Origin of the sequence: Lacinutrix venerupis (assembly GCF_001971745.1) — a bacterium.
GTDB lineage: Bacteria > Bacteroidota > Bacteroidia > Flavobacteriales > Flavobacteriaceae > Lacinutrix > Lacinutrix venerupis.
In genome coordinates, this window is record NZ_CP019352.1 from 769,795 (window position 1) to 795,264 (window position 25,470).

Here is a 25,470-nt window from a genome sequence, read left to right on the forward strand (position 1 = left end):
TTTTAATTAACTTTAAACAAAAAAAATAATTATGAAGATATTTAAATATTTTGCATTAATACTTTGTTTAGCTTCTTGTGCGCCAATTTACGTTAATTACGATTACGAGAAAACTACAAATTTTAATGAATATAAAACGTATAATTTTTTTAGTAATATAGAATCTGGTTTAAATGAATTAGATGAAAAAAGATTAATAGCTGCGTTAGATTATAAATTAAACGAAATGGGATTGGTTAAAACGCAAAACGCAAGTTTTTATATAGATATTAAAAGTAATGAGTTTCAAGAAGCATCGAGAAATAATGTTGGAGTAGGAGTTGGTGGAGGTAATCGTGGTTTTGGTGGAGGTATTTCGGTTGGTATTCCTGTAGGTCAATCTAGTATTAACAGGCAAATTACAATTGAGTTTGTAGATGAAAATAAAACTGGTTTATTTTGGCAAGCTACAAGTGAGAGTTCTTTTAAACAAAACCAAAGTCCAGAAAAACGTGAGGCACGATTTAAAGCTATAGTTAATAAAGTTTTGGAAGGTTATCCTCCAGATATAAAATAAAAAAAAAGGCTTCCTGTTTAGGAAGCCTTTTTTATAAAAAGTTTATTATTTATTTTAATGTAATTGGAAATTCGGCAACTGTGTTATCCCAACCAATTTTTAAATGTACAGTTTTAGGTGCTGCCTCGTATAACGCAATAGATAAATTTTCAATCTCTTTGTCGCTTTTACTTACAGGTGCTGTAACGCTTGCAATGTTTTTTGTAGCATCATAACCATAATTTCCCCAACCATCTAAATCTGTATTTAAATTTAATGTCCATTCTTTTTCTGTAGGAATAATAATTATAGTGTAACGCCCAGCTTTAATATCTTTTCCTCCAAAAACAACATCATTTTCAAATAATATTTCGGTAGATTCGTTTGCACCAACTCTCCATGCTTCACCATATTTTAATAGGCCTCCAAAAATATCTCTTCCTTTTTTTTCAGGACGAGAATAAGTTACTCTAATTTGTGGTGTTAAAGCTTTTTGTTTAGCAACATCTTTTTCAAAAGTTCTATGTGGAGCGCCAGCTGGAAAATAAGCACGATCCATTGGGCTCTTGTCCATTTTCGAGAATTTTTGTGCGTTTGCAGTTGTTCCTATAAGTGCAATTGCAATAATAAATAGTAATTTTTTCATTTTAGTTTTTGTTTAAGTTAATAATATTTTCAGTTTTAATTTTTGAAAGTTCTTTTAATTCTTCAGCTTCATAAAGTGTTGGTAAATCTTTTAATGGTGTTCCTGTTTCTGCTTTATAATTTATGTAATCTTGAAAAGTTATACCGTCTACAACGCTACGGTTGTATGCGCTTCTAAAACGAACGCCGCCTTTGTTTACCGTATAGTTATAAGCTAAATAATCAATTTTATTTGTGTCTTTATTTATCCAGTAATAAAACTCATCATCATGGTCTTCGCCACCACCTTCTTTGTTAAATGTTATTTCAATAACATCGTAATTTTTATTTTTAATAGATGTGCTTTCAACGTATTTAGAATTTACAGCTTCGTCATTTAATTTATGTGGTAATGTTGCAAAATAAATAACCGAATTTATTGCACCTTTGGCGCTTTTAATTTCCTTTTCAGATAAATCTACCCATTCTCCTTTATTACTCTCGTTAAATGTAGTTCTAGAAAATTTATCATTTTTTAAGTAATCTTGAATTAAATTACTATCAGTTTTAGTTTCTTTCCAATACTCATAACCATTAACAGTGTTTTTAAAACTATAAGTATTGCCTCTAAAAATGAAAGAATAGTGTGCTGTGGTGTATAAATCACCACCATGAGCGGCAATTGTTTTATTTAATATTTTTTGAGATTTTGAAAGAGTAACAGTGCTTACAGTATCAGTACTATTATTGTTGTCTTTTATAGCATTTGATTTGTTTTGCTTACAAGAAAAAAATAGTAATATACAGCAAGAGATTAAAACAATTTTAAGTGATGACATTATAGTTTTTGTTTTTTTAATTGAAAACTTCTAATCTTGGTCGAACTTAAAATAAATAGCTTTCAATTATTTTATAAAAAAGTAAAGATAAATTGAACCAATAAACTATGAGGGTATTTTAACAAAACTAAAGGAATTATAATTTACATTATCTAACTTTATTATTTTTGCAATATGATAGATAACTTCAAAAATGAGTTTTTTGGTATTGGAATACAAAACGGTAAAACACCAGAAAATCTTGGTGTATTATGGAGATCAGCTCAAAATTTAGGAGCAAGTTTTATATTTACTATTGGAAATCGTTATGCAAAACAAGCTTGCGATACGCATAATGCAGTAAAATCTATGCCTTACTTTCATTACGAAAATTTTGATGAGTTTTATAGCCACTTACCAAAAGGCGCAAGATTAGTAGGTGTGGAATTAACAGATGAAGCTGTAGATTTAGAAATTTTTAATCATCCAAGGCGTTGTGTATATTTATTGGGAGCAGAAGATCATGGTTTATCTAAACAAGCTATAGAGAAATCACACCATTTAGTTAAATTTAAGAGTGAATTAAGTTTAAATGTATCGGTTGCAGGAAGTATTGTGCTTTACGATAGAGGAATAAATAAACCAAGGTCGTAACTTTGCAGTGTACTAAATAAGATTATTATGAGTCATAAAGCAGGTTTTGTAAATATTATAGGTAATCCAAACGTTGGCAAATCAACATTAATGAATGCCTTTGTAGGTGAAAAATTATCTATTATCACGTCTAAGGCGCAAACAACAAGACATAGAATATTAGGTATTGTAAATGGTGAAAATTTTCAGGTTGTATTAAGTGATACACCAGGAATTATAAAACCGGCTTACGAGTTGCAAGCCTCTATGATGGATTTTGTAAAATCGGCATTTGATGATGCAGATTTGCTTATTTACATGGTAGAAATTGGTGAAAAGGAATTAAAAGACGAAGCTTTTTTTAATAAAATTACCAATGCTAAAATTCCTGTTTTATTATTATTAAATAAAATAGATAAATCTAATCAAGAGCAACTTGAAGAGCAAGTACAACTTTGGGCAAAAAAAGTCCCAAATGCCGAAATTATTGCCATTTCTGCATTAGAAGGTTTTAATGTAAAAGAGGTTTTCGATAAAATTATAGAGTTACTTCCAGAATCTCCACCATACTACCCAAAAGATCAATTAACAGATAAACCAGAACGCTTTTTTATAAACGAAACTATTCGCGAAAAAATATTAATGCACTACAAAAAGGAAATACCTTATGCTGTAGAAATTGATACCGAAGAGTTTTTTGAAGAAGAAAATATTATTAGAATTCGTTCTGTAATTATGGTGGAACGCGAAACACAAAAAGGAATTATTATAGGTCACAAAGGTTCTGCTTTAAAACGTGTAGGAGTAGAGGCAAGAAAAGATTTAGAAAAATTCTTTGGCAAGCAAATTCATTTAGAACTTTATGTAAAAGTAAATAAGAATTGGAGAAGCGATCAACGTCAATTAAAACGTTTTGGTTATAACCAATAATTAAAGTTTAGGTAACGTTTACTTAAATTTTAGTCGTTTTTTTAAATAAATGCTAATTATTTCTTCAATTAGCATTAATGTTTAGTTAATGGTAAAATTTCATTTTTGATGTCAACAAAAAACCAAAAAAATGAAATTTTTAAACAAGAGTACGATAGCGTGTTTAGCGCTTTTAACATTTGCATGTCAAAATGATGATGACAATACAAATATTCCAGAAGAAATTGTTAATACCGATGTTAATTTTCAACATAAGGCAACAATAAATGTTGGAGGAGCAGCATCTGCAGAAATCTCTGCCTACGATGCAATTACAAAAAAAATATTTATTACTAATGCAGAATCTAACGAGATTTCTATTTATAACATTTCAGATTTAAATGCTCCTGTACAAGAAACTTCAATAAATTTAAATGCCTTTGGAGCGCCAAATAGTGTGGCAGTTTCAAATGGAAAATTAGCTATTGCAGTAGAAGCAGATGTTAAGCAAAATCCTGGTAAAATATTAGTATACAATACGGCAGATGCTACACTAATTAACCAGTACACGGTTGGAGCATTACCAGATATGGTAACTTTTACAAATAGTGGAAACGTAATAGTTTCTGCAAACGAAGGAGAGCCAAACGATGATTATACTGTAGATCCATTAGGAACAGTTAGTATTATAGACTTAAACGACGATTCTGTAACGACTTTAGATTTTTCAGCATTTAACAGTCAAGAAGCTTCATTAAAAACACAAGGATTTAGAGTTTTTGGACCAAATGCTAATTTAGCAACAGATGTTGAACCAGAATATATTGCTATTTCAGACGATTCTCAATACGCGTGGGTTTCGTTACAAGAGAATAATGGTATAGCAAAAGTTAATTTAACATCTAAGACTATAGAGGCTATTTATCCATTAGGTTTTAAAGATCATAGTTTACCACAAAATTCATTAGATGCTAGTGACGATGATTCTGTAACAGAATTAAAAAATTGGCCAATTAAAGGTATCTACCAGCCAGACGCAATAGTATATGTAAATATCGCAGGAACAGAATATGTAATTTCTGCAAACGAAGGTGATGCTAGAGATTATGATGGATTTAGTGAAGAAGAAAGACTTAAAGACTTAACTTTAGATGAAACTGTTTTTCCAGCTTCCTTAGAGTATTTAAACGACGAGAATTTAGGAAGATTAAAAACAACAACAACTCTAGGTGACATTGATAATGATGGCGATTTAGATGAGATTTACAGTTATGGAGCGCGTTCTTTTAGTGTGTGGAATGCAAACGGAACACTAGCTTACGATAGTGGTAATAGCATTGCAGCACAAACACTTGCTTTAACACCAAACCAATTTAATGATGAAGATGGGAGAAGTGATGATAAAGGAGCAGAGCCAGAAAGTGTTGCTGTTTTAAATATGAGTAACCAGCGTTACTTACTTTTTGTAGGGTTAGAAAGAACAGATCAAATTATGGTTTATGATATTACAAATCCAACAGCACCAACATTCTTAACAATATTATCTCATACAGGAGATGAGGCGCCAGAAGGTTTATTAGTAGTTTCTGCAGAAGATAGTCCTAACGGAAGAGATTTATTAATAGTATCTAATGAAGATAGTGGAACAGTTACATTCTACGAAAACCAACAATAAAATAACTAATTAAAATAATAAAATGCTTTGTCTTAAATGTTTAGACAAAGCATTTTTTGCTTTAAATACTTATAAAGAATTAAAAAATGTGTATTTTATCTTAAACTAAACATTACCTTTGCAGCCGCTTACAGGATATGTAATGCAGACTAAAACGTAAATTATGAGTAATATAGTAGCTATTGTAGGAAGACCAAATGTTGGAAAATCAACATTCTTTAATCGTTTAATTCAGCGTCGCGAGGCCATTGTAGATGCCGTAAGTGGTGTTACAAGAGATCGCCATTATGGAAAAAGCGATTGGAATGGTAAAGAATTTTCATTAATAGACACAGGAGGTTATGTAAAAGGAAGTGATGATATTTTTGAAGCTGAAATAGATAAGCAAGTAGAGTTAGCTATCGATGAAGCAGATGCTATTATATTTATGGTAGATGTAGAAGATGGTGTTACAGGAATGGATGAAGATGTTGCTAAATTATTACGTAGAGTTACTAAACCTGTATTTTTAGTTGTAAATAAAGTAGATAACAATAAGCGTGCAGAAGATGCCGTAGAATTCTATAGTTTAGGTTTAGGAAATTATTTTACCATAGCTAGTATCAATGGAAGTGGAACAGGAGATTTGTTAGATGCTTTGGTTGAAGCGCTTCCAGAAAAAGAGCAGAATGTTGAAAAAGACGAGCTCCCAAGATTTGCAGTTGTAGGTCGTCCTAACGCTGGAAAATCTTCATTTATTAATGCTTTAATAGGAGAAGATAGATATATAGTAACAGATATTGCAGGCACAACAAGAGATGCAATAGATACCAAATATAATCGTTTTGGTTTCGATTTTAACTTAGTAGATACTGCAGGAATTAGAAAAAAATCCAAAGTAAAAGAAGACTTAGAGTTTTATTCTGTTATGCGATCTGTTCGTGCTATTGAGCATGCAGATGTATGTCTAATAGTTGTAGATGCTAATAGAGGCTTTGACGGACAAGTGCAAAACATCTTTTGGTTAGCACAAAGAAATAGAAAAGGAATTGTAATTTTAGTTAATAAATGGGATTTAGTAGAAAAAGACCATAAAACAACAATTGCATTCGAGAAGCACATACGTCAACAATGCGAGCCATTTACAGATGTGCCTATTGTATTTATGTCAGCTTTAACAAAACAACGTATCTATAAAGCTATAGAAACTGCTGTTGAGGTTTATAAAAACCGAACTAAAAAAATAAAAACAAGTGTTTTAAACGATACATTTTTACCAATTATTGAAAATTATCCACCACCAGCATACAAAGGTAAATTTGTAAAAATTAAATATGTTATGCAATTGCCAACACCACAACCGCAATTTGCTTTTTTCTGTAATTTACCACAATATGTTCGAGAACCATATAAGCGTTTTTTAGAAAATAAACTACGTGAATTGTTCGATTTTACTGGTGTTCCAGTAAGTGTGTATATGCGTAAAAAATAACATATTAGGCTGGTTTTTTATATTTTTTTTAAGAGTTTCATACTTTATCTATAGTATTTTCGTTTTTATTTTACGCTAAACTCTATCATCAATCACTAAAAAACCAACCAAACCATGCGCAAATTATTTTTTTTCGCAGCACTATTATGTGTGTCATTTTCGTTTTCTCAATCTAAAGATTTTAAAGTAACAGGTAAGCTAGTCGATGCCGAGGATCAATATCCTATGGAAGCAGCTACTGTTTTTCTACAGCGTGTTAAAGACAGTGCTTTAGTTACTTATACAATTTCAGATAAAGATGGGTTATTTTCTTTAGAAAACTCAACCTCAGATGAGTACTTGAATTTTTATGTTTCTTATGTAGGTTTTAAAACCTATCATAAAAAAATAAAAATGGATAAAGATGTTCAAGATATTGGTATAATTCCACTTGAAATGTCTAATGCCTTAGACGAAGTTGTACTTAAATCTACAGCTCCAGTAACCATTAAAAAAGATACTTTAGAGTTTAATGTTAGTTCTTTTAAGACAAAAAAAGATGCTAATGTAGAAGATTTGCTTAAAGAATTGCCAGGTGTAGAAATAGATGAAGAAGGAAAAATTAAAGTAAATGGAAAAGAAGTAAATAAAATTTTAGTAAATGGGAAGCCTTTTTTTGGAAACGATCCGTCTATAACTACTAAAAATTTAACCAAAGATATTATTGAAAAAATCCAGATTGTTGATACAAAAACTAAAGCAGAAGCATTTTCTGGAGAAGCTGGAGATAAAGAAAACAAAACCATAAATCTTACAATTAAAGAAGAAAATAATAAAGGTGTTTTTGGACGCGTTTCTGCAGGTGGAGGAACCGATGAGCGTTATGAGTTTGCAGGAATGCTTAATTATTTTGATAACGATCAAAGAGTAAGTGTTTTAGCGGGAGGAAATAATACAAATTCTCCAGGATTTAGTTTTGGTGAAATTTCTAAAATGTTTGGGCGTGGAGGAAGCACATCGTGGAGTAGTAATGGGTCTTTTTCTATTGGTGGTCGTTCTTTTGGAGGCGGAGTAGGTATTACAACTTCTCAAAATGCAGGAGTAAATTATGCCGATAAAATTGGCGAAAAAACAGAGGCTTCTGGAGATTATTTTTTCTCTTCAAGTAGTTCGGAAAACGAGTCGTCTTCTCAACGAGAAACTATATTGTCAGACTCTAGATTTTTTAATAATACTAATTCTAAATCCGAAAACGATACAGATAGCCATACAGCAAACCTAGAATTTGAAATTGAAACAGATTCAACATTTCAAATTAATATAGCACCATCATTTAACTACTCTAAAAGTAGAACACTTTATAGTAGTAACGATGAGACTTTAGACGAAGATCGTGTATTAACAAATCAATCTACCGTAAATTCTAATGTCGAAAGTTTTGGAAAAGATTTCTCTAATGAGTTAAGTTTAACTAAACGCTTTGGTAGCAAAGGTTCATTTTTGCGTTTTGAATTAGAAAATAGAATAAATGAAACTGAAAACGACGACTTTATAAACTCGAATACCGAAGTTTTTGGTACCGATCCAGAAACTATTAATAGAAATCAATTTACCGATGGAGAAAAAAACAGTAACGGTATAAGTGCAGAATTAACGTATAGATTGCCTTTGGTAGCTAAAAAATTATTTTTAAATTTTGAATATCAATACGCAAGGGATAAAGATGAAAATAGAGAGAGTACTTTCGATTTTAATGAGGTATTACAAGATTATGCAGATTTTAATACAGAGTTAAGTACAGATTTCGAGTATGTAGATTCTAGAAGTATTCCTGGAGTTGCTTTAAGTTACCGAGGAGAGAAATTGTCAGGACGTTTTAATATTAGTTATAATATGAGAACACTTAAAAATAATGATCTTTTAAGGCCTCAATTTAACGTAGAGCGCGATTTTAATAATGCAGAAATAAACTCTTATCTTAATTATCGCTTTAGTCCAAAAGCATCAATTTACGCAAATTATAGACTAAGTAATAATCCGCCAGCTTTAAGACAGTTACAAGCATTTACTGATGTTTCAAATCCATTAAACACTGTTGTAGGTAACCCAAATTTAGAACCAGAAAAAAGTCATCGTGTTTATATTGGTTATAATGGTTTCGATTGGCAGAAAAAAACAGGTTTGTATTTAAATGCTAATGCAGAAATTTCTAATAATCAAGTTATATCTAAAACCACAGTAGATCCTGAAACTTTAAAAAGAGTAACAACTTACGAAAACGTAGATGGTAATTATAATATGGGTATTTATGGAAGGTATAGTAAAGATTTTAAGTTAGATTCTATTAGAAAAATAAAATTTAGATTAGGAGCCTGGACTAACTTTACAAAAAATGTAAATTTTAATAACGATGTGCAATACGACAGTAAAGTAAATTCATTAACGCCAAATATAGGAGTCGATTTTATTTGGGATAAGGTTCTGGAGTTTAAGCCTTACTATAGAATTACATACACTAAAAATACTTATGATATAGAGGCTTTTGAAGATAGAAACTTTACTAGTCATGATGCCGGAGTTAGAACAGCAACTTTTCTACCAAAAAACTTTGAATGGAGAAACGATGTAAGTTTTAATTATAATCCTAATATTGCAGACGGATTTCAAAAAACAGCATGGTTTTGGAACTCAACTTTAGCTTATTCTGTTTTAAAAGATCAAGGAGCTTTAACTCTTAAAGTTTACGATTTGTTAAATCAAAATACAAACGCTAGACGTATTGCAACACAGGATTATATTCAAGATTCACAGAGTACAGTATTACAGCAATACTTTATGTTAAGTTTTAGTTGGAAATTTAATAGCTTAGGTTCTAAAGGAGAAAGTAAGGATAATGATATTTATTTTTTCGATTAATTCCATTTTTTTATAATAGAGTCTAAACTATTGCTCACTCCCTTAAAATAAAGATTTTCTTTAAATTTTGGAACAATAGTAGTGGTAATTATCTCATTTGCTATAAGATCTGTAATTGTTTTTTCTGTTTCGGTACCTGTAGCAATGGCTATTTTTCTATCATATTTCGATATTAAAAGCAAAAGACCATTATTTTTATCCTTAGTACCTACACCAAGTTCCATAGCTAGATTTGTAGCATAATAAAGTGAATTTGTGTTTTGTGGAAGAGAATCGATAGTGTAAACACAAATTTGATTGGTTGTTTTCTTTTCGTAATTAATTATTTTTTCTGAAAGTGTTTGTTTTTCTTCAGCTGAAAATAATTGGCTATAATCTTGCACAACATCAATTGCAACAATTGTCTTGGGATTATTTTGTTTGCAAGATATAAGCAATAAAATTATTGAAATAATGGCAAGTTTTTTCATTTTTAAAATTGAAATATATTAGCAGTGTTAATATGTTTAGATGGTAAGTGTTAAAAACGTAAATTACCATCCGCCAGAAGCTCCACCTCCGCCGAAACCGCCGCCGCCAAAGCCACCTCCAAAACCACCTGAAGATCCTCCACTGCCAAAACCACCTCCAAAACCTCCAGATCCACTTCTGTAACCTCCGCGCCCAGAGTTGCTTAATATTATAGCTTCAAGGATGTCTCGTGTGGTATTTCTGCCGTCAAACCTATCGCCTCCATTCCCGCCACCACGTCGGTTTTTAGAAATAGATATAAGTATAATTACAAAAACAATAAACATAAAAAATACTACAGCAAAAGGAAAGGCTTCGCTACTGGTTTGTCTTGTTCCTTGGTATTCGCCTTGCATTACTTCAAAAATAGCATCTGCACCACGATTTAAACCGCCATAGTAATCGTTACGTTTAAAATAAGGGATAATATCTCGTTCTATAATACGTCGTGATATGGCATCTGTCATTAAATGTTCTGTACCGTAACCAGTGCTAATACTTATTTTTCTATCATCTCGTGCTAATAATATAAAAATACCATTGTCTTTTTCTTGATCTCCAATGCCCCATTTTTGTGCCCATTGCGTACCAAGATAATTTATGTATTCTCCATTGGTTGAAGATATAATTGCTATCACAATTTGAGTTGAGGTTGTATCAGAATATTTTACAAGTTTGTTTTCTAAAGCTGTTTTTTGTCCAGATTGAAGCAAACCATAATAATCGTAAACACTAGTTTGAAATTTTGGAGTATCTGGAATATCGTATTGAGCAAAAGATAAATTACTTAAAAGTAAAAGACCTAAAAAAAGTACAAAATTGTTTTTGTATAGGCTTACAAATGGCTGATAGTTGCTCACAGAAAATTGTTTGTAAAAACTCATCCTTTAGAAATAGTGTTACTTAATTCATTTCTATCATTTTTAGAAATAGGAAAGAATTCTTTTAGTTGCTTTCCAGCAAGTAAAATACCATCAACTAAAGCTTGCTTTCTATTGCCTTTTTTAAGGTGATTTTGAATTACATTTTTTGTGTCATCCCAAAAATTATCGGCGACTACAGCGTTTATTCCTCTATCTCCATAGATAGCAAATGCTTTATCATTTACTGCTAAATAAATTAAAACAGCATTATGTAACTCTGTATTTTGCATTTTTAAAATAGAAAACACCTCCAAAGCGCGATCTTCTATATTGCCTTTGCAAGTGTTTTCGATGTGTACTCTAATTTCACCAGAAGTTTGTTGTTCTGCCTCACGAATGGCAGCAACAATCTCTTGTTCTTCAATAGTGGTTAAAAATGCTTCAACAGGATTTTGCATGTATTTAAATAAATTAATCGAATTTAAATTCTACATCTGGAACTTTTTCAGAACCTGGGTCTGCTTTATATCTTGCCATTTCTTTAAAGCCAAACATACCTGCAAGTATTTTGTTTGGGAATTTTGTAGTATAAATATCGTATTTGTTTACGGCATCATTATATCTATCTCTTGCAACATTAATACGGTTTTCTGTTCCTTCTTGTTGAGACTGAAATTCTTTAAACTGCTCCGTAGTTCTTAATTCTGGGTAACGCTCAAACGATGCAATAAGTCTACTAAAAGAACCACTTAATTGGCTTTGTGCTTGTTGAAATTTTGCTACATTTTCTGGTGATAAATTATTAGCGTCTATATTAACAGAAGTGGCTTTAGATCTTGCTTCAATAACTTCATTTAAAGTTTTTCTTTCAAAATCTGCAGATCCTTGTACAGTTTTTATAATAGAATTATAAAGGTCGCTTCTTCTTTGGTAGCTACTTTCTACATTAGACCAAGCTGTTTTTGCATTAGCTTCAAGTTCTACAGCTGTATTGTTAATGCCAACTCCCCAAGAGTAGATAGCAAAAATAATAACTCCAATAACTACAAGTGGTATAAGAAATTTTTTCATGGTGTTTGGTTTTTTAGTTGAGTGTTCAGGTAGTTCTTTATAATTCATTTTTTAATTTTATTAATTGTGCTTTAATGCCTTCTAATTTACTAATTATTTCAAAATTAGTAAGGCTTTTCTGCTTTTCTTCTTTAATATGAATTTTTGCACCTTCTAATGTGAAGCCACGCTCTTTTACTAAGTGGTAAATAAATTGAAGGTTTTTAATATCTTCGGGTGTAAATTTACGGTTGCCTTTTGCGTTTTTTTTAGGTTTTAAAACATCAAATTCTTTCTCCCAAAATCTAATTAAAGACGTGTTTACGTTAAAGGCATTAGCTACTTCGCCAATGGCATAATATCTTTTTTCTGGAAGGTTTATTTGCATTAATCTAAAGATTGGTTTTCTATAGAAGAACGATCGAGTAGTTTACTATATTCTTCTGCTGTTAAACTACCGTAATAGAAATTAATAGGGTTAATACGTTCTCCATCTTTAAATATTTCGTAATGTAAATGTGGAGCTTCACTTCTGCCTGTACTTCCAACAAAACCAATTAAATCACCACGTTTTACTTTTTGGTTTTTACCAACATTGTATTTGTATAAATGTGCATATAGCGATACATAACCATAACCATGATCTATACGTATGTGTTTACCATAGCCAGAACTGTTACTGTCTGCTCGTTCTACAACGCCATCTCCAGCAGCATAAATAGGCGTGCCTCGAGGAGCAGTAAAGTCCATTCCCCAATGCATTTTCCTTGTCTTATTAAAAGGATCTGTACGCATACCATAGCCAGAAGCCATTCGTGTTAAATCTTCATTGTTTACAGGTTGAATTGCTGGAATGGATGCTAAAAGCTTTTCTTTTTCTGCAGCTAAAATGGCAATTTCGTCTAAAGATTTAGACTGTACAACAATTCGTTTTTGTAGTATGTCTAAACGTTTATTACTTTCTTTAATTAGTTTAGAATTATCAAAACCTTCAAAAGCTTTGTATCTGTTTACGCCTCCAAATCCTGCTTTTCGTTGTTCTTCTGGAATAGGATTAGATTCAAAATACAATCTATAAATATTATTATCTCTTTCTTCTACGTTGGCAAGTACAGCTTCAGCTTCAGTCATTTTTTTGTTTAATAACTCAAATTGTAACTGCATATTACTTAATTCTCTTTCAAGTGCTTTTTCATTAGGAGATTTAAAAAACTGACTTGCTAAAAAAACAAAAAGTAATCCAAATAAAGCAGAAGAAAATAAAAAGGCCAAAAAGTACTTTAAAGTACGACGTTTTTTACGTTCAATTTTACGATACGATAGTGTATCAGAATCATAATAATATTTTACCTTACTCATTGTGTAAATTATACTATTTTTGCAGTTAAATGTAACTCAAAATCAAGTTACACTATTAAAAAACGCAAAACAAATATATAAATTGTTTTCTAACGTTCGCGATTAGTTAAAGCAAGATTATTAACAATACTATTTGAAATAAGCTATAAATATTAGGTTTAACAGAATCTAAATTGTAAAGTGAGTTTCATTTATTAATATAAAAGCAACAAGTAAACAGATGAAATCTCAAGATATTCGCTCTACATTTTTAAATTTTTTCGAAAAAAAGAAACACGGTATTGTGCCTTCTGCTCCTATGGTTTTAAAGGATGATCCAACGTTAATGTTTGTAAATGCAGGAATGGTGCCTTTTAAAGAATATTTTTTAGGAAACTCTGAGCCTAAAAACACACGTATAGCAGATTCTCAAAAATGTTTGCGTGTTTCTGGTAAACATAACGATTTAGAAGAAGTTGGTTACGATACGTACCACCATACTTTATTCGAAATGTTAGGAAATTGGTCCTTTGGAGATTACTTTAAAAAAGAAGCAATAGCTTGGGCTTGGGAGTTGTTGACCGAAGTTTATAAAATAGATAAAGACATTTTATATGTAACTGTTTTTGAAGGTAGCGAAGATACCGATAAACTTGAAATGGATACCGAAGCTTTCGATATCTGGAAACAATACATTAGCGAAGACCGTATTTTAAAAGGAAATAAAAAAGATAACTTTTGGGAAATGGGTGAGCAAGGACCTTGCGGACCTTGTAGTGAGATACATGTAGATATTCGTTCTGCCGAAGAAAAAGCAAAAGTAGACGGTAAGTCTTTAGTGAATATGGACCATCCGCAAGTAGTCGAGATTTGGAACTTGGTATTTATGCAATACAACCGTAAAGCAAATGGATCGCTTGAAGGTTTGCCAAACAAACACATAGATACAGGAATGGGATTTGAGCGTTTATGTATGGTTCTGCAAAACGTACAATCTAACTACGATACAGATGTTTTTACACCAATTATACGTGAAATAGAAACCATTACAGATAAAGAATATAATAAAGATGAAAAAACCGATATTGCCATTCGTGTAATATCAGATCACGTGCGTGCAGTAGCATTCTCTATTGCAGATGGACAATTACCAAGTAATACAGGTGCGGGATATGTAATACGTCGCATTTTACGTCGTGCAGTACGTTATGGTTTTACATTTTTAGATAAAAAAGAACCATTTATTTACCGTTTAGTAGATGTTTTAAGTGATAAAATGGGTGAAGCATTCCCAGAATTAAAAATACAAAAACAACTTATTGAAAATGTAATTAAAGAAGAAGAAACGTCGTTTTTAAGAACATTAGATCAAGGTTTGTTATTACTAGACCGTATTATAGAAACTACAAAAGGAGAAGAAGTTTTAGGCGCTAAAGTTTTTGAGTTAAAAGATACTTATGGGTTTCCTGAAGATTTAACCGATTTAATTTTACGTGAAAAAGGTTACACTTATAATGTAGAAGAATTTAACGCAGAACTTGAAAAACAAAAAAGTCGCGGTCGTGAATCGTCTTCTTTAAAATCTGATGATTGGACAACTTTAATTGATGATGTTGAACAAGAATTTATTGGTTACGATGCTTTAGAGGCTAATGTAAAATTAACAAGATATAGAAAAGTAACCTCTAAAAAAGATGGTGAAATGTATCAGCTAGTATTCAACTTAACACCTTTTTATGCAGAAGGTGGCGGACAAGTAGGTGATAAAGGGTATTTAGAAGATGCTCATGGCGATGTCGTTTATATTTTAGATACTAAAAAGGAAAATAACGTAATCATTCACTTTACTAAAAATCTACCAAAGCACATTAACGAAACGTTTAAAGCTGTTGTAGATGCTAAACAGCGTTATAGAACAGAATGTAACCATACAGCAACACACTTATTGCACCAAGGATTGCGTGAGATTTTAGGAACTCACGTAGAGCAAAAAGGTAGTGCGGTACACTCAAAATACTTACGTTTCGATTTTTCTCATTTTTCTAAAGTTACAAACGAACAATTACAAGAGGTTGAAGATTTTGTAAACCGAAGAATTGACGGAAAACTAGCCTTAGAAGAAAATAGAAATGTGCCAATGGATCAAGCGATTGAAGATGGAGCAATGGCATTATTTGGTGAGAAGTATGGCGATACTGTAAGAACAATTCGTTTTGGCCAGTCTATAGAATTATGTGGTGGAACTCACGTAAAAAACACAGGTGACATTTGGCATTTTAAAATAGTTTCAGAAGGTGCAGTTGCTTCAGGAATTAGAAGAATTGAAGCTATTACTAGTGATGCTGTTAAAGATTTTTATGCAGAAAATAGTAAGGTGTTTTCAGAAATGAAATCTCTATTAAACAATGCAAAAGATCCTAAAGAAGCTTTAGTAAAACTACAAACTGAAAATAGCGATTTAAAAAAGCAAATTGAAAGTTTACTAAAAGATAAAGCCAAAAATTTAAAAGGCGAATTAGCAAACAATTTAACTGAAATTAATGGAGTTCAATTTTTAGCTGAAAAGGTAGATTTAGATGCCTCAGGTATTAAAGATGTTGCTTTCGAGTTGGGACAAAAACATAAGAATTTATTTTTATTATTTGGTTCTGATGCTGGCGGAAAAGCTATGTTAACATGTTATATTTCTAAAGAATTAGTAGCCGAAAAAGGTTTAAACGCAGGAACTGTAGTTAGAGAATTAGGAAAACTAATTCATGGCGGCGGCGGCGGACAACCATTTTTTGCAACCGCTGGCGGAAAAAATCCTGCTGGTATTCCAGACGCTTTAAATGAAGCGAAAAAATATATTCAATAATACATTTTGTATTTGAGAATTAGCTTATAAATGAAATTACAAACAAACATAAAACTAAAAAAGCAAGAGCATAATCTTATAGATTATAATTCAAAACTCTTGCTTTTGGGTTCTTGTTTTTCAGAAAATATAGGTAATAAATTAGAGTATTTTAAATTTCAAAGTATTTCAAATCCTTTTGGTATTTTGTTTCATCCTAAAGCTATAGAAACAGTAATATCAAGAGCGCTTCAGCAAAAAAAATATTTAGATAGCGACGTTTTTTATCACAACGAACAATGGCATTGTTTCGATGCACATTCGGTATTAAGTAATGCTTCAAAAGAAGATTTGCTTAAAGATTTAAATACACAACTTCAATTTCTTCAAAAAAGTATTTTAGAGTCAACACATATCATAATTACCTTAGGTACAGCTTGGGTTTATAATTTAGTAGAAGAAAATAAAATTGTTGCTAATTGCCATAAAGTACCTCAAAAAGCATTCAAAAAAAACTTATTATCGATTGAGAGTATAAAGAAAAGTCTTCAAAATTGCATAACTAAAATTAGAGCGGTTAATAAAACAGCAAAAGTAATTTTTACGGTTTCTCCTGTTAGGCATATAAAGGATGGTTTTGTAGAAAATATGCAAAGTAAATCGCACTTAATTTCTGCTATACATCAAGTTTTAAATACAGAAACTTTATATTTTCCATCTTATGAAATTATGATGGATGAGCTTCGCGATTACCGTTTTTATAAAGACGATATGTTGCATCCTAATACTACTGCTATTAAATATATATGGCAAAAATTTATAGAAGTTTGGTTAAATTTGGATGCACTTCAAATCATGAAGGAAGTTGATGTTGTGCAAAAAGGACTTCAGCATAAACCATTTAATAGTAATTCTCAAGCTCATAAAGAGTTTTTATTAAACTTAGATATTAAAAAAGAATCTTTAACAACTCGATTCTCTCATATTTTATTTTAAACAGAATTCAACTTTGAGCTTCATTCTTTGTGATGTTAGTATTTTTTTGATGAATTTTCTGTCAAATATACATTTAAACAGTTTTTTGTTAATTTTATCGAATAAAAAAAGAACTTAGAATAATTAAGCTTAAATTGGTTTTGCTATTAATCAACTCTATTCCCAAGCATCAGTATTCAAGTATTAAAAACTTGTGTACTGATGTTTTTTTTAATATCGATTTATTACTTGTAAATTAATTTTTTACTAAATTAGATATATGAGAAAAATACTTTTTGGAGTAGTTATAACCTTAATAATACTTTTTAGTTTTAAGTACTGTAGTGATAAAAAAGATGATAAAATTATACTTCAAGAGCATTCTGCTTTAATTCAAGAGTCGCTTAAAAATGTAGGTAAACTTGTAGTGACCGAAGGTCATTTTAGTCAGGTTTTTAATTATAATAATTCAAAAAATTTATTTGGGAATTTAATTTCTGTAGATAAAAAAGCACTAGTTGTGGTTAATGCAGATGTAACTATAGCTTACGATTTAAGTAAAATTGAATATAAAATAGATGAAAGCACAAAGACACTAACTATTTTAAATATTCCAGAAGAAGAAATAAAAATTAGTCCAGATTTTGAATATTATGATATTCAGGCCGATTTTTTAAATCCGTTTGAAGCCAAAGATTATAATGCTATTAAAAAAACGGTAAACCAACAATTAATGCAAAAAATTGAAGCTTCAGATTTAAAATCTAACGCCAAAAATAGATTAATAAGTGAGTTGGCTAAATTTTATATTCTTACCAATTCTTTAGGTTGGACATTACAGTATAATCAAAATACAATAGAAGCAGTTGAAGAGCTTCAAGGTTTAAAATTATAGTTTCTTTTTTAAGCCAATCCAGCCACCACCATTTATAGCACTAATATTATTTAAGTTTAGAAATTTAGCGGCTTTAGCAGAGCGAACTCCACTTTCACAACAAGTAATAACTGGTTTGTTTAAAGCTTTAACTTCATCAACACGATTGTTTAACTCGTCTATTGGTATGTGTACAGCATTTTCGATATGGCCTTTATTCCATTCGCGTTGTGTTCTTACATCTAAAATTACTGCGCCATTATTTAAATATGTTTCAACTTGTCGTTTTTTTGCTCCAAAAATAAAATCTAAAAATCCCATAGTCTTTCTTTTTGTATAAATTTACAATAATTAAATACAATAAAGACTTGAAACAAGAAACGCGTAAAGAAGAAATTATTAGGGTAGCAGCAAAACTGTTTAAAGAAAAAGGATACAGTGCGGTTACTATGAGGGATTTGGCAACAGCTATGGGAATAAAAGCGGCAAGTCTTTACAATCATATTAATTCTAAACAAGATATTTTAAATACTATTATAATATCAATTGCCGAAGAGTTTACGCAAGGCATGAAGTTAGTACAAGATTCTAAACTATCATGTATAGAGAAGCTAAAGCAAATAGTCGCTTTACACGTTAAAATCGCGAGCGAAAACATTTATGGTATGGCATCCTTAAATAACGATTGGATGCACTTAGAAACCCAATTAAATTATTATTTAAGCTTAAGAAACAATTACGAAAAAGATTTTCTTTCTATTATACAGCAAGGCATAGAATCGTCAGAGCTTAAAGAAGTAAATCCAGAAATAATAATGTTTTCAATGCTTACCACATTACGATCACTTTACATTTGGATTCCTAAAAAAGAAGAACTTAACGCAAACGATTTAGCAAATAATTTAAATAAAGTACTCATTCACGGAATTAACATTTAGGTATCAAATTATTTCTTAACTTTGTAACGCTAACTAACAAGTGTTAGTTTGAGGGTTAAAAAATAATAATGGCACAATTCTATACACTTAAAATACAAGATATATATAAGGAAACAGACGATACTTCGGTTGTTTCTTTCGCTGTTCCAGATGATTTAAAAAGCGAATTTAAATTCCGTCAAGGTCAGCATTTAACACTAAAAGCAGACATAAATGGCGAAGATGTTCGTCGTTCCTATTCGTTATGCTCTTCACCAAACGATAACCAGTGGCAAGTTGCAGTAAAGCTAATTTCGGGAGGTAAATTTTCAACATATGTAAACGAAAATTTGAAAGCAGGAGACGAGCTTGAAGTTATGGTGCCAAGCGGTACATTTGGAGTAGAAGTACAGCCGGAAGCCTCAAAAAACTATCTGTTTTTTGCAGCAGGAAGTGGTATAACACCAGTGCTTTCCATGTTAAAAGCACATTTGCAAGCAGAGCCTAATGCAACATGTAAATTGTTTTATGTAAATAAAACTGCAAAATCAATTATCTTTAAAGAAGCCTTAGAGCAACTTCGTAACAAATACTTTGGCAGACTAGAAATCTATTATTTCTTAACTAAAGAGCGTCGCGATATCGAGTTGTTTAATGGTAGATTTGATGATGAAAAAATGCAAATCCTTACCAAAACATTCATCGATATTCCAGACACCAGCGAAGTTTTCCTTTGCGGACCAGAAAAAATGGTACACTACGTAAGCGACTATTTAATAAACGCAGGTTTACCAAAAGAACTCGTGCATTTCGAGCTATTCGTAACAGGTCTTTCAGACGAAGATATTAAAAGAGCCGAGCGTCTAGCACAACAAAACGTAGAAGGAACACAAGTAACCATAGTCGATGGCGGAAAAGAATTCGCTTTCACTATGACCAAAGAGTACGATAACATTCTCGATGCAGCCTTAGGCGCAGGAGCCGATTTGCCATTCGCCTGCAAAGGTGGCGTTTGCAGCACCTGTAAATGCGAAGTCGTAGAAGGAACAGTAGAAATGAAAATAAATTACGCGCTAGACGATAAAGAAGTCGCGCAAAACCTGGTGCTAAGCTGTCAAGCAGTACCAACAACAGATAAAGTAGTCGTCGATTTCGACGTCTAACAAATTCCTGCGAAAGCAGGAATCTCAAATAATAATTTTGGCGTTACCCAAAGGGTCAGGCTCTCGCAAGTCGCTATCAAAGATGAGCTCCAACAATTGCTCCATCCTTAACGCGCCAACAGCAAAAGGCCAACAGCCAACAGCTAATAAAAAAGAAGTTCAACAAGCTAAAAGCCAAAAGCTAATAGTTAAAAGCTTAGAAAGATGAGTGAAGAACAAATAAAAAGTTTAGAAGAACAATTCGAAGCACGTATCGCAAGAGACGAGAAAATCGAACCAAAAGACTGGATGCCAGAAAAATACCGTAAAACACATATTAGGCAAATGTCGCAACACGCACATTCCGAAATTGTTGGTATGCTTCCAGAAGGAAACTGGATCACAAGAGCACCTTCATTAAGAAGAAAAGTGGCTCTATTAGCAAAGGTACAAGACGAAGCCGGACATGGTTTATACCTTTATTCAGCAACCGAAACTTTAGGTATCTCTAGAGAAGAAATGTACGAACAGTTACATACAGGTAAAGCAAAATATTCGTCTATTTTTAACTACCCAACAGTAACATGGGCAGATATGGGAGCCATAGGTTGGTTAGTAGATGGTGCAGCAATAATCAATCAAGTGCCATTGTGTAATACTTCTTATGGACCATATGCAAGAGCAATGATTCGTGTTTGTAAAGAAGAAAGTTTCCACCAACGTCAAGGTTACGAAATCATGATAAAGCTAGCAAACGGAACACCAGAGCAAAAAGAAATGGCACAAGATGCATTAAACCGTTGGTGGTGGCCAAGTTTAATGATGTTAGGTCCAACAGATGCAGAGTCAATTCATACAGAACAATCTATGAAATGGAAACTAAAACGTAAGTCTAACGACGATTTACGTCAGCAATTTATAGATCAAACCGTACCGCAAGCAGATTTAATCGGACTAAAAATTCCAGATCCAGATTTAAAATGGAACGAAGAGCGTGGTAGTTACGACTTTGGTGAAATCGATTGGGATGAGTTTTGGCAAGTTGTAAAAGGGCATGGACCAATGAATAAAGTACGTATGAAAGCAAGAGTTGATGCATGGGAAAATGGAGCATGGGTTAGAGATGCAGCAATGGCGCATGCCGAAAAGAAACAAGAGAGAAAACAAAAACAAGTAGGATAAAAAAACTTGAAATTGAAATTATAGATTTATCTATTTCGAATTCAATTTTAAATTAATACATATAAATTATGTCTGATAAAAAAAATTGGCCCTTATGGGAAGTCTTCGTAAGAAGTAAAAACGGATTAGAACACAGACACTGCGGAAGTTTACACGCAGCAGACGAAGATATGGCTTTAGAAAATGCACGCGATGTATACACAAGAAGAAGCGAAGGTGTTAGTATTTGGGTTGTAGAATCTAAACACATTACAGCATCCAATCCAGAAAACAATGGAGAAATGTTCGAACCAGCTCACGATAAAGTATATCGACATCCAACATTTTACGATTTACCAGACGAAGTAAAACATATGTAACAAATTCCTGCGTAGGCAGGAATCTCATTTAGGAAACTATGAATCAGAATTTATACAATTATATATTAGGCATAGCAGACAACAGTCTTATCCTCGGTCAAAGACTAGGAGAACTTACAGGTCACGGACCAAGTCTTGAAACAGATATTGCCTGTACTAATATTTCTCTAGATTTATTCGGTCAAGTAAGAAGCTATTATCAATATGCAGCAAAAATTGCAGGAGATAAGCGAACGGAAGATGATATTGCAATGCTTCGTAAAGAAAGAGAATATGTAAACGTATTATTGGTTGAACAACCAAATACCAATTTTGCATATACAATCGCACGTCAGTTTTTATTTGATGTGTATCACTTTCTGTTTTTAACTCAATTAGAAAAAAGTAAAGATTTAACACTGTCAGCAATTGCAACAAAATCAATTAAAGAAGTAAGCTATCATCAACGCTTTTCTACCGATTGGTTAAAGCGTCTTGGAGATGGTACAGAAGAAAGTAAAGCCAAAATGCAGGAAGCTATAAATGATTTGTGGACGTACACAGATGAATTATTTCATCAAACAAAAGCAGATAAAGCAATGGTTGCAGAAGGAATTGGAGTAGATGTTACCGCCTTAAAAGAAGCATACTACGAGAAAGTAGATGCTGTTTTAAGCGAAGCAACCTTAGAAACACCAGAATCTAAATGGTTTCAAAAAGGAGGTAAACAAGGTATTCATACAGAGCATTTAGGATATTTATTAAGCGATTTACAATATATGCAACGTACCTATCCAAATATGGAATGGTAAAATTCCTGCGAAGGCAGGAATCTCATAAAATAAAAGTCACTTCGAGTGATTTGTGAAGAAGGAACAAATTGTATCGAGAAGCAAAATAAAAGATTCCCATTTTCATGGGAAGTGAACATGACAACAACAGAACAAAACATAGACGAAATTTTAATTCCAATTCTGGAAAAGGTTTCAGATCCCGAAATTCCAGTATTATCCATTATGGATATGGGAGTTGTACGTTCTGCCGTTATCGAAAATAACATCGTAAAAGTTGAAATTACACCAACCTATAGTGGTTGTCCAGCAATGGATGTAATTGGAGACGATATAAAAGCAGCATTAAAAATTGCAGGATACGATTCCGAAATCGAATTAATTCTTGCTCCAGCTTGGACAACCGATTGGATTACACCAAGAGGTCGAAAAGCATTAGAGGATTACGGTATAGCAGCACCTTTAAACGCCGAAGCAGATAAAGATGTATTATTAAATAGAAAACGATTGGTAAAATGTACCAATTGTGGTTCCACTAATACAAGATTAATAAGTCAGTTTGGGTCTACAGCATGCAAAGCACAATTTCAGTGTGACGATTGCCAAGAACCATTTGATTATTTTAAATGTCTCAAATGATAGATTATTAAATAAAACGATTTGTCATTCCGCACTTGATGCGGAATCCATAATAAAAAATAAATATGAGCAAAAGTATTGAGCTTAAAATTGAAAATAAAGTAGCATATATCACGCTAAACAGACCAGAAGTATTCAACAGCTTCAACCGTGAAATGGCATTTAGTCTCCACGACACTTTAGATGCGTGCGAAAAAAACGAAAATGTAAGAGCGATTGTACTTACAGGAAACGGTAAAGCATTTTGTGCTGGCCAAGATTTAAAAGAAGTTACAGATCCAGATTTAAATCCAGGATTTAAAAAAATATTAGATGAGCACTACAACCCAATTATTACAAGAATTCGCGCTATTAAAAAACCAATTATTGCAGCAGTAAATGGTGTAGCAGCAGGAGCAGGAGCCAATATTGCTTTAGCTTGTGATATTGTTGTAGCTCACGAAAAAGTAAGTTTTATTCAGGCATTTAGTTTAATTGGTTTAGTCCCAGATAGTGCAGGAACGTTCTTTTTACCAAGATTAATTGGTTTTCAAAAGGCTTTAGCTTTAGCAATGTTAGGTGATAAAATTGGTGCTGAGGAAGCTGAAAAAATGGGAATGATTTATAAATGTGTTTCTACGGAAGAATTCGAAGAAACAATTAATAAGCTAGCTGTGAAATTAGCAAATATGCCAACCAAAGCATTAGGGTTAATAAAAGAGTTATATAACAAGTCCATGACAAACGATTTAGAAGCGCAATTGGCTTTAGAGTCTAAATTACAGATAGAAGCAGCAAGTACTAACGATTATGCGGAAGGAGTTGCAGCCTTTATAGAAAAAAGAAAACCAAATTTTAAAGGAAACTAAATGAACGTAGGAATTATAGGTTCAGGAACTATGGGAAGTGGTATTGCGCAAGTCGCAGCAACTTCTGGTTGTACAGTTAAATTATACGATACTAACCAAGCAGCTTTAGATAAAGCAAAAGCGAGTTTGGAGAAAATATTAAATCGTTTAATTGAAAAAGGTCGAATAGATACTGAAGAAAAAAATAGAATTCAATCTAACATTTCTTATGTAGATAGCCTAAAAGATTTAGCAGATTCTAATCTAACTATCGAAGCAATTATTGAAAACCTTGACATCAAGAAAAAAGTGTTTTCAGAGCTAGAAAGCTATGTTTCTGAAGATTGTATTATCGCATCAAACACATCAAGTTTATCCATAGCTTCTATTGCAGCTTCGTTAGAGAAGCCGGAGCGATGTGTTGGAATTCATTTTTTTAATCCAGCACCTTTAATGAAATTGGTTGAGGTCATTCCTGCTATTCAAACGTCTAATGAGGTTCTTAATAAGTCAATACAAACGATTTCCGATTGGAAAAAAGTAGTAGCAGTAGCTAAAGACACTCCAGGATTTATAGTAAACAGAGTAGCAAGACCTTTTTATGGCGAATCACTAAGAATTTACGAAGAAGGATTAGCAGATTTCGCAACCATAGATTACAGTTTGAAAAGTTTAGGTGGTTTCAGAATGGGACCATTTGAGTTGATGGACTTTATAGGAAACGATGTCAATTACACAGTAACCGAAACCGTATTTACAGCATTTTATTTCGACCCAAGATATAAGCCAGCATTCACACAAAAACGCTTTGCTGAAGCAGGATATTTAGGACGAAAATCTGGAAAAGGTTATTACGATTATTCTGAAGGAGCAGTAAAACCAGAACCAACAAAAGATGCAGTATTATCTGAAGCTATTTTCAACAGAGTTTTAGTCATGCTAATCAACGAAGCAGCAGATGCACTATTCTTAAATATTGCTTCAGCTGAAGATATAGATAATGCCATGACCAAAGGAGTAAATTATCCTAAAGGATTATTGGCTTGGGCAGACGAAAAAGGTATCGATTGGTGTGTGTCTAAATTAGATGAATTATATAACGAATACCATGAAGATAGATACCGTTGTAGTCCGTTATTACGAAAAATGAACAGAGGAAATAAAACTTTTTTTTAAATGAAAGGCGAAGCCATTCCACATAAAATGCTATCTCAAGATGCATATAGCACCTGGCTAGGAATAGAAATCCTAGAATGCGAAATTGGTCGCTGCAAAGTAGCAATGACTGTAAGAAAAGAAATGCTAAACAGTATGGGTAAAGCGCATGGAGGTATCAGTTATTCCTTAGCAGATACAGCATTTGGATTTGCAGCAAACACACATGGTAAATATGCAGTTTCTATAGAAACAAGTATTAATCACATTGAGGCTTTAGAAGAAGGTGATTATTTAACAGCTGAATCTGTAATAGAAAACGTAAAAAATAAATTAGGCTTTAATATCATTGAAGTCAAAAGAGGAGAAGAATTAGTCGCACTTTTTAAAGGTGTAGTTTATAGAACAAGTAAATCTTGGGAAGAATAAAATAGAAACGGTTTGTCATTCCGCACTTGATGCGGAATCCATAA

At 32.2% G+C, this 25,470-nt stretch carries 27 protein-coding genes; 18 read left to right on the forward strand and 9 right to left on the reverse strand.

What is annotated here, in order from left to right:
- Positions 1-31: 31 nt before the first annotated feature.
- Positions 32-556, forward strand: a complete 525-nt coding sequence (locus BWR22_RS03430) for a DUF4136 domain-containing protein (RefSeq protein ID WP_076732038.1) — start codon at positions 32-34, stop codon at positions 554-556.
- Between the two features lie 49 nt (positions 557-605).
- Here the strand turns inward: BWR22_RS03430 and BWR22_RS03435 are convergent, their stop codons facing one another.
- Both BWR22_RS03435 and BWR22_RS03440 read right to left on the reverse strand, forming a co-directional pair.
- On the reverse strand, positions 606-1,181 hold the full coding sequence (locus BWR22_RS03435) for a DUF2911 domain-containing protein (RefSeq protein WP_076732039.1): 576 nt from the start codon (positions 1,179-1,181) through the stop codon (positions 606-608).
- A 1-nt stretch (position 1,182) separates the two neighbouring features.
- A complete protein-coding gene (locus BWR22_RS03440) occupies positions 1,183-1,998 on the reverse strand; it encodes a DUF6503 family protein (protein ID WP_076732040.1) in 816 nt (271 codons plus the stop codon).
- Positions 1,999-2,172: 174 nt separating this feature from the next.
- Between BWR22_RS03440 and BWR22_RS03445 the strand changes: the two genes are divergently transcribed.
- From BWR22_RS03445 to BWR22_RS03465, 5 genes are all read left to right on the forward strand, one after another.
- Positions 2,173-2,631 (forward strand): RNA methyltransferase, encoded by a 459-nt coding sequence (locus BWR22_RS03445; RefSeq protein WP_076732041.1) that lies wholly within the window; start codon positions 2,173-2,175, stop codon positions 2,629-2,631.
- Between the two features lie 27 nt (positions 2,632-2,658).
- A complete protein-coding gene (gene era, locus BWR22_RS03450) occupies positions 2,659-3,540 on the forward strand; it encodes a GTPase Era (RefSeq protein ID WP_076732042.1) in 882 nt (293 codons plus the stop codon).
- A 130-nt stretch (positions 3,541-3,670) separates the two neighbouring features.
- A complete protein-coding gene (locus BWR22_RS03455) occupies positions 3,671-5,194 on the forward strand; it encodes a choice-of-anchor I family protein (RefSeq protein WP_076732043.1) in 1,524 nt (507 codons plus the stop codon).
- A 163-nt stretch (positions 5,195-5,357) separates the two neighbouring features.
- Positions 5,358-6,665: a ribosome biogenesis GTPase Der gene (gene der / locus BWR22_RS03460; RefSeq protein ID WP_076732044.1), complete on the forward strand. Its 1,308-nt coding sequence runs from the start codon at positions 5,358-5,360 to the stop codon at positions 6,663-6,665.
- Between the two features lie 114 nt (positions 6,666-6,779).
- Positions 6,780-9,560 carry an outer membrane beta-barrel protein gene (locus tag BWR22_RS03465; protein WP_076732045.1) on the forward strand — a complete coding sequence of 927 codons (2,781 nt, stop codon included), beginning with the start codon at positions 6,780-6,782 and terminating at the stop codon, positions 9,558-9,560.
- On the opposite strand, the gene BWR22_RS03470 is transcribed toward BWR22_RS03465, so the two are convergent.
- From BWR22_RS03470 to BWR22_RS03495, 6 genes are all read right to left on the reverse strand, one after another.
- A complete protein-coding gene (locus tag BWR22_RS03470; RefSeq protein ID WP_076732046.1) occupies positions 9,557-10,030 on the reverse strand; it encodes a TPM domain-containing protein in 474 nt (157 codons plus the stop codon). The genes BWR22_RS03465 and BWR22_RS03470 overlap by 4 nt on opposite strands.
- A gap of 63 nt (positions 10,031-10,093) precedes the next feature.
- Positions 10,094-10,930 carry a TPM domain-containing protein gene (locus BWR22_RS03475; protein ID WP_241828226.1) on the reverse strand — a complete coding sequence of 279 codons (837 nt, stop codon included), beginning with the start codon at positions 10,928-10,930 and terminating at the stop codon, positions 10,094-10,096.
- Positions 10,931-10,950: 20 nt separating this feature from the next.
- Positions 10,951-11,391 (reverse strand): TPM domain-containing protein, encoded by a 441-nt coding sequence (locus tag BWR22_RS03480; protein ID WP_076732048.1) that lies wholly within the window; start codon positions 11,389-11,391, stop codon positions 10,951-10,953.
- Between the two features lie 13 nt (positions 11,392-11,404).
- On the reverse strand, positions 11,405-12,004 hold the full coding sequence (locus BWR22_RS03485) for a LemA family protein (protein WP_076734355.1): 600 nt from the start codon (positions 12,002-12,004) through the stop codon (positions 11,405-11,407).
- 37 nt (positions 12,005-12,041) lie between these two features.
- Positions 12,042-12,371, reverse strand: coding sequence for a MerR family transcriptional regulator (locus tag BWR22_RS03490; protein WP_076732049.1), 330 nt, complete (start codon positions 12,369-12,371; stop codon positions 12,042-12,044).
- Entirely contained in the window at positions 12,371-13,342 is a 972-nt protein-coding gene (locus BWR22_RS03495; protein ID WP_076732050.1) for a M23 family metallopeptidase, read from the reverse strand. Before BWR22_RS03495 ends, BWR22_RS03490 begins: the two co-directional genes overlap by 1 nt.
- A 220-nt stretch (positions 13,343-13,562) precedes the next feature.
- On the opposite strand from BWR22_RS03495, the gene alaS reads away from it, so the two are divergent.
- From alaS to BWR22_RS03510, 3 genes are all read left to right on the forward strand, one after another.
- Entirely contained in the window at positions 13,563-16,178 is a 2,616-nt protein-coding gene (gene alaS, locus BWR22_RS03500; RefSeq protein WP_076732051.1) for an alanine--tRNA ligase, read from the forward strand.
- Positions 16,179-16,208: 30 nt separating this feature from the next.
- Entirely contained in the window at positions 16,209-17,153 is a 945-nt protein-coding gene (locus BWR22_RS03505; protein ID WP_076732052.1) for a GSCFA domain-containing protein, read from the forward strand.
- Positions 17,154-17,412: 259 nt separating this feature from the next.
- A complete protein-coding gene (locus tag BWR22_RS03510; protein WP_076732053.1) occupies positions 17,413-18,027 on the forward strand; it encodes a DUF4230 domain-containing protein in 615 nt (204 codons plus the stop codon).
- Here BWR22_RS03510 and BWR22_RS03515 read toward each other — a convergent pair.
- Positions 18,022-18,327: a rhodanese-like domain-containing protein gene (locus BWR22_RS03515; protein WP_076732054.1), complete on the reverse strand. Its 306-nt coding sequence runs from the start codon at positions 18,325-18,327 to the stop codon at positions 18,022-18,024. The genes BWR22_RS03510 and BWR22_RS03515 overlap by 6 nt on opposite strands.
- Before the next feature lie 47 nt (positions 18,328-18,374).
- On the opposite strand from BWR22_RS03515, the gene BWR22_RS03520 reads away from it, so the two are divergent.
- The 9 genes from BWR22_RS03520 (at position 18,375) to BWR22_RS03560 (ending at position 25,426) form a co-directional block, all read left to right on the forward strand.
- Positions 18,375-18,944, forward strand: a complete 570-nt coding sequence (locus BWR22_RS03520) for a TetR/AcrR family transcriptional regulator (protein WP_076732055.1) — start codon at positions 18,375-18,377, stop codon at positions 18,942-18,944.
- A gap of 68 nt (positions 18,945-19,012) precedes the next feature.
- Positions 19,013-20,086, forward strand: coding sequence for a 2Fe-2S iron-sulfur cluster-binding protein (locus BWR22_RS03525; RefSeq protein ID WP_076732056.1), 1,074 nt, complete (start codon positions 19,013-19,015; stop codon positions 20,084-20,086).
- Positions 20,087-20,290: 204 nt separating this feature from the next.
- Positions 20,291-21,247, forward strand: coding sequence for a 1,2-phenylacetyl-CoA epoxidase subunit PaaA (gene paaA / locus BWR22_RS03530; protein ID WP_076732057.1), 957 nt, complete (start codon positions 20,291-20,293; stop codon positions 21,245-21,247).
- A gap of 68 nt (positions 21,248-21,315) precedes the next feature.
- Complete coding sequence (paaB, locus tag BWR22_RS03535; RefSeq protein ID WP_076732058.1) at positions 21,316-21,606, forward strand: 1,2-phenylacetyl-CoA epoxidase subunit PaaB; 291 nt, start codon at positions 21,316-21,318, stop codon at positions 21,604-21,606.
- Positions 21,607-21,644: 38 nt separating this feature from the next.
- On the forward strand, positions 21,645-22,397 hold the full coding sequence (gene paaC, locus BWR22_RS03540) for a 1,2-phenylacetyl-CoA epoxidase subunit PaaC (protein WP_076732059.1): 753 nt from the start codon (positions 21,645-21,647) through the stop codon (positions 22,395-22,397).
- A 117-nt stretch (positions 22,398-22,514) separates the two neighbouring features.
- Positions 22,515-23,015, forward strand: a complete 501-nt coding sequence (gene paaD, locus BWR22_RS03545; RefSeq protein WP_076732060.1) for a 1,2-phenylacetyl-CoA epoxidase subunit PaaD — start codon at positions 22,515-22,517, stop codon at positions 23,013-23,015.
- Between the two features lie 65 nt (positions 23,016-23,080).
- On the forward strand, positions 23,081-23,863 hold the full coding sequence (locus BWR22_RS03550) for an enoyl-CoA hydratase-related protein (protein ID WP_076732061.1): 783 nt from the start codon (positions 23,081-23,083) through the stop codon (positions 23,861-23,863).
- The gene (locus BWR22_RS03555) at positions 23,864-25,018 is read left to right on the forward strand and encodes a 3-hydroxyacyl-CoA dehydrogenase NAD-binding domain-containing protein (protein ID WP_076732062.1); all 1,155 of its coding nucleotides are present in this window, start codon (positions 23,864-23,866) and stop codon (positions 25,016-25,018) included.
- A complete protein-coding gene (locus tag BWR22_RS03560; RefSeq protein WP_076732063.1) occupies positions 25,019-25,426 on the forward strand; it encodes a PaaI family thioesterase in 408 nt (135 codons plus the stop codon).
- The last annotated feature ends 44 nt before the right edge of the window (positions 25,427-25,470 follow it).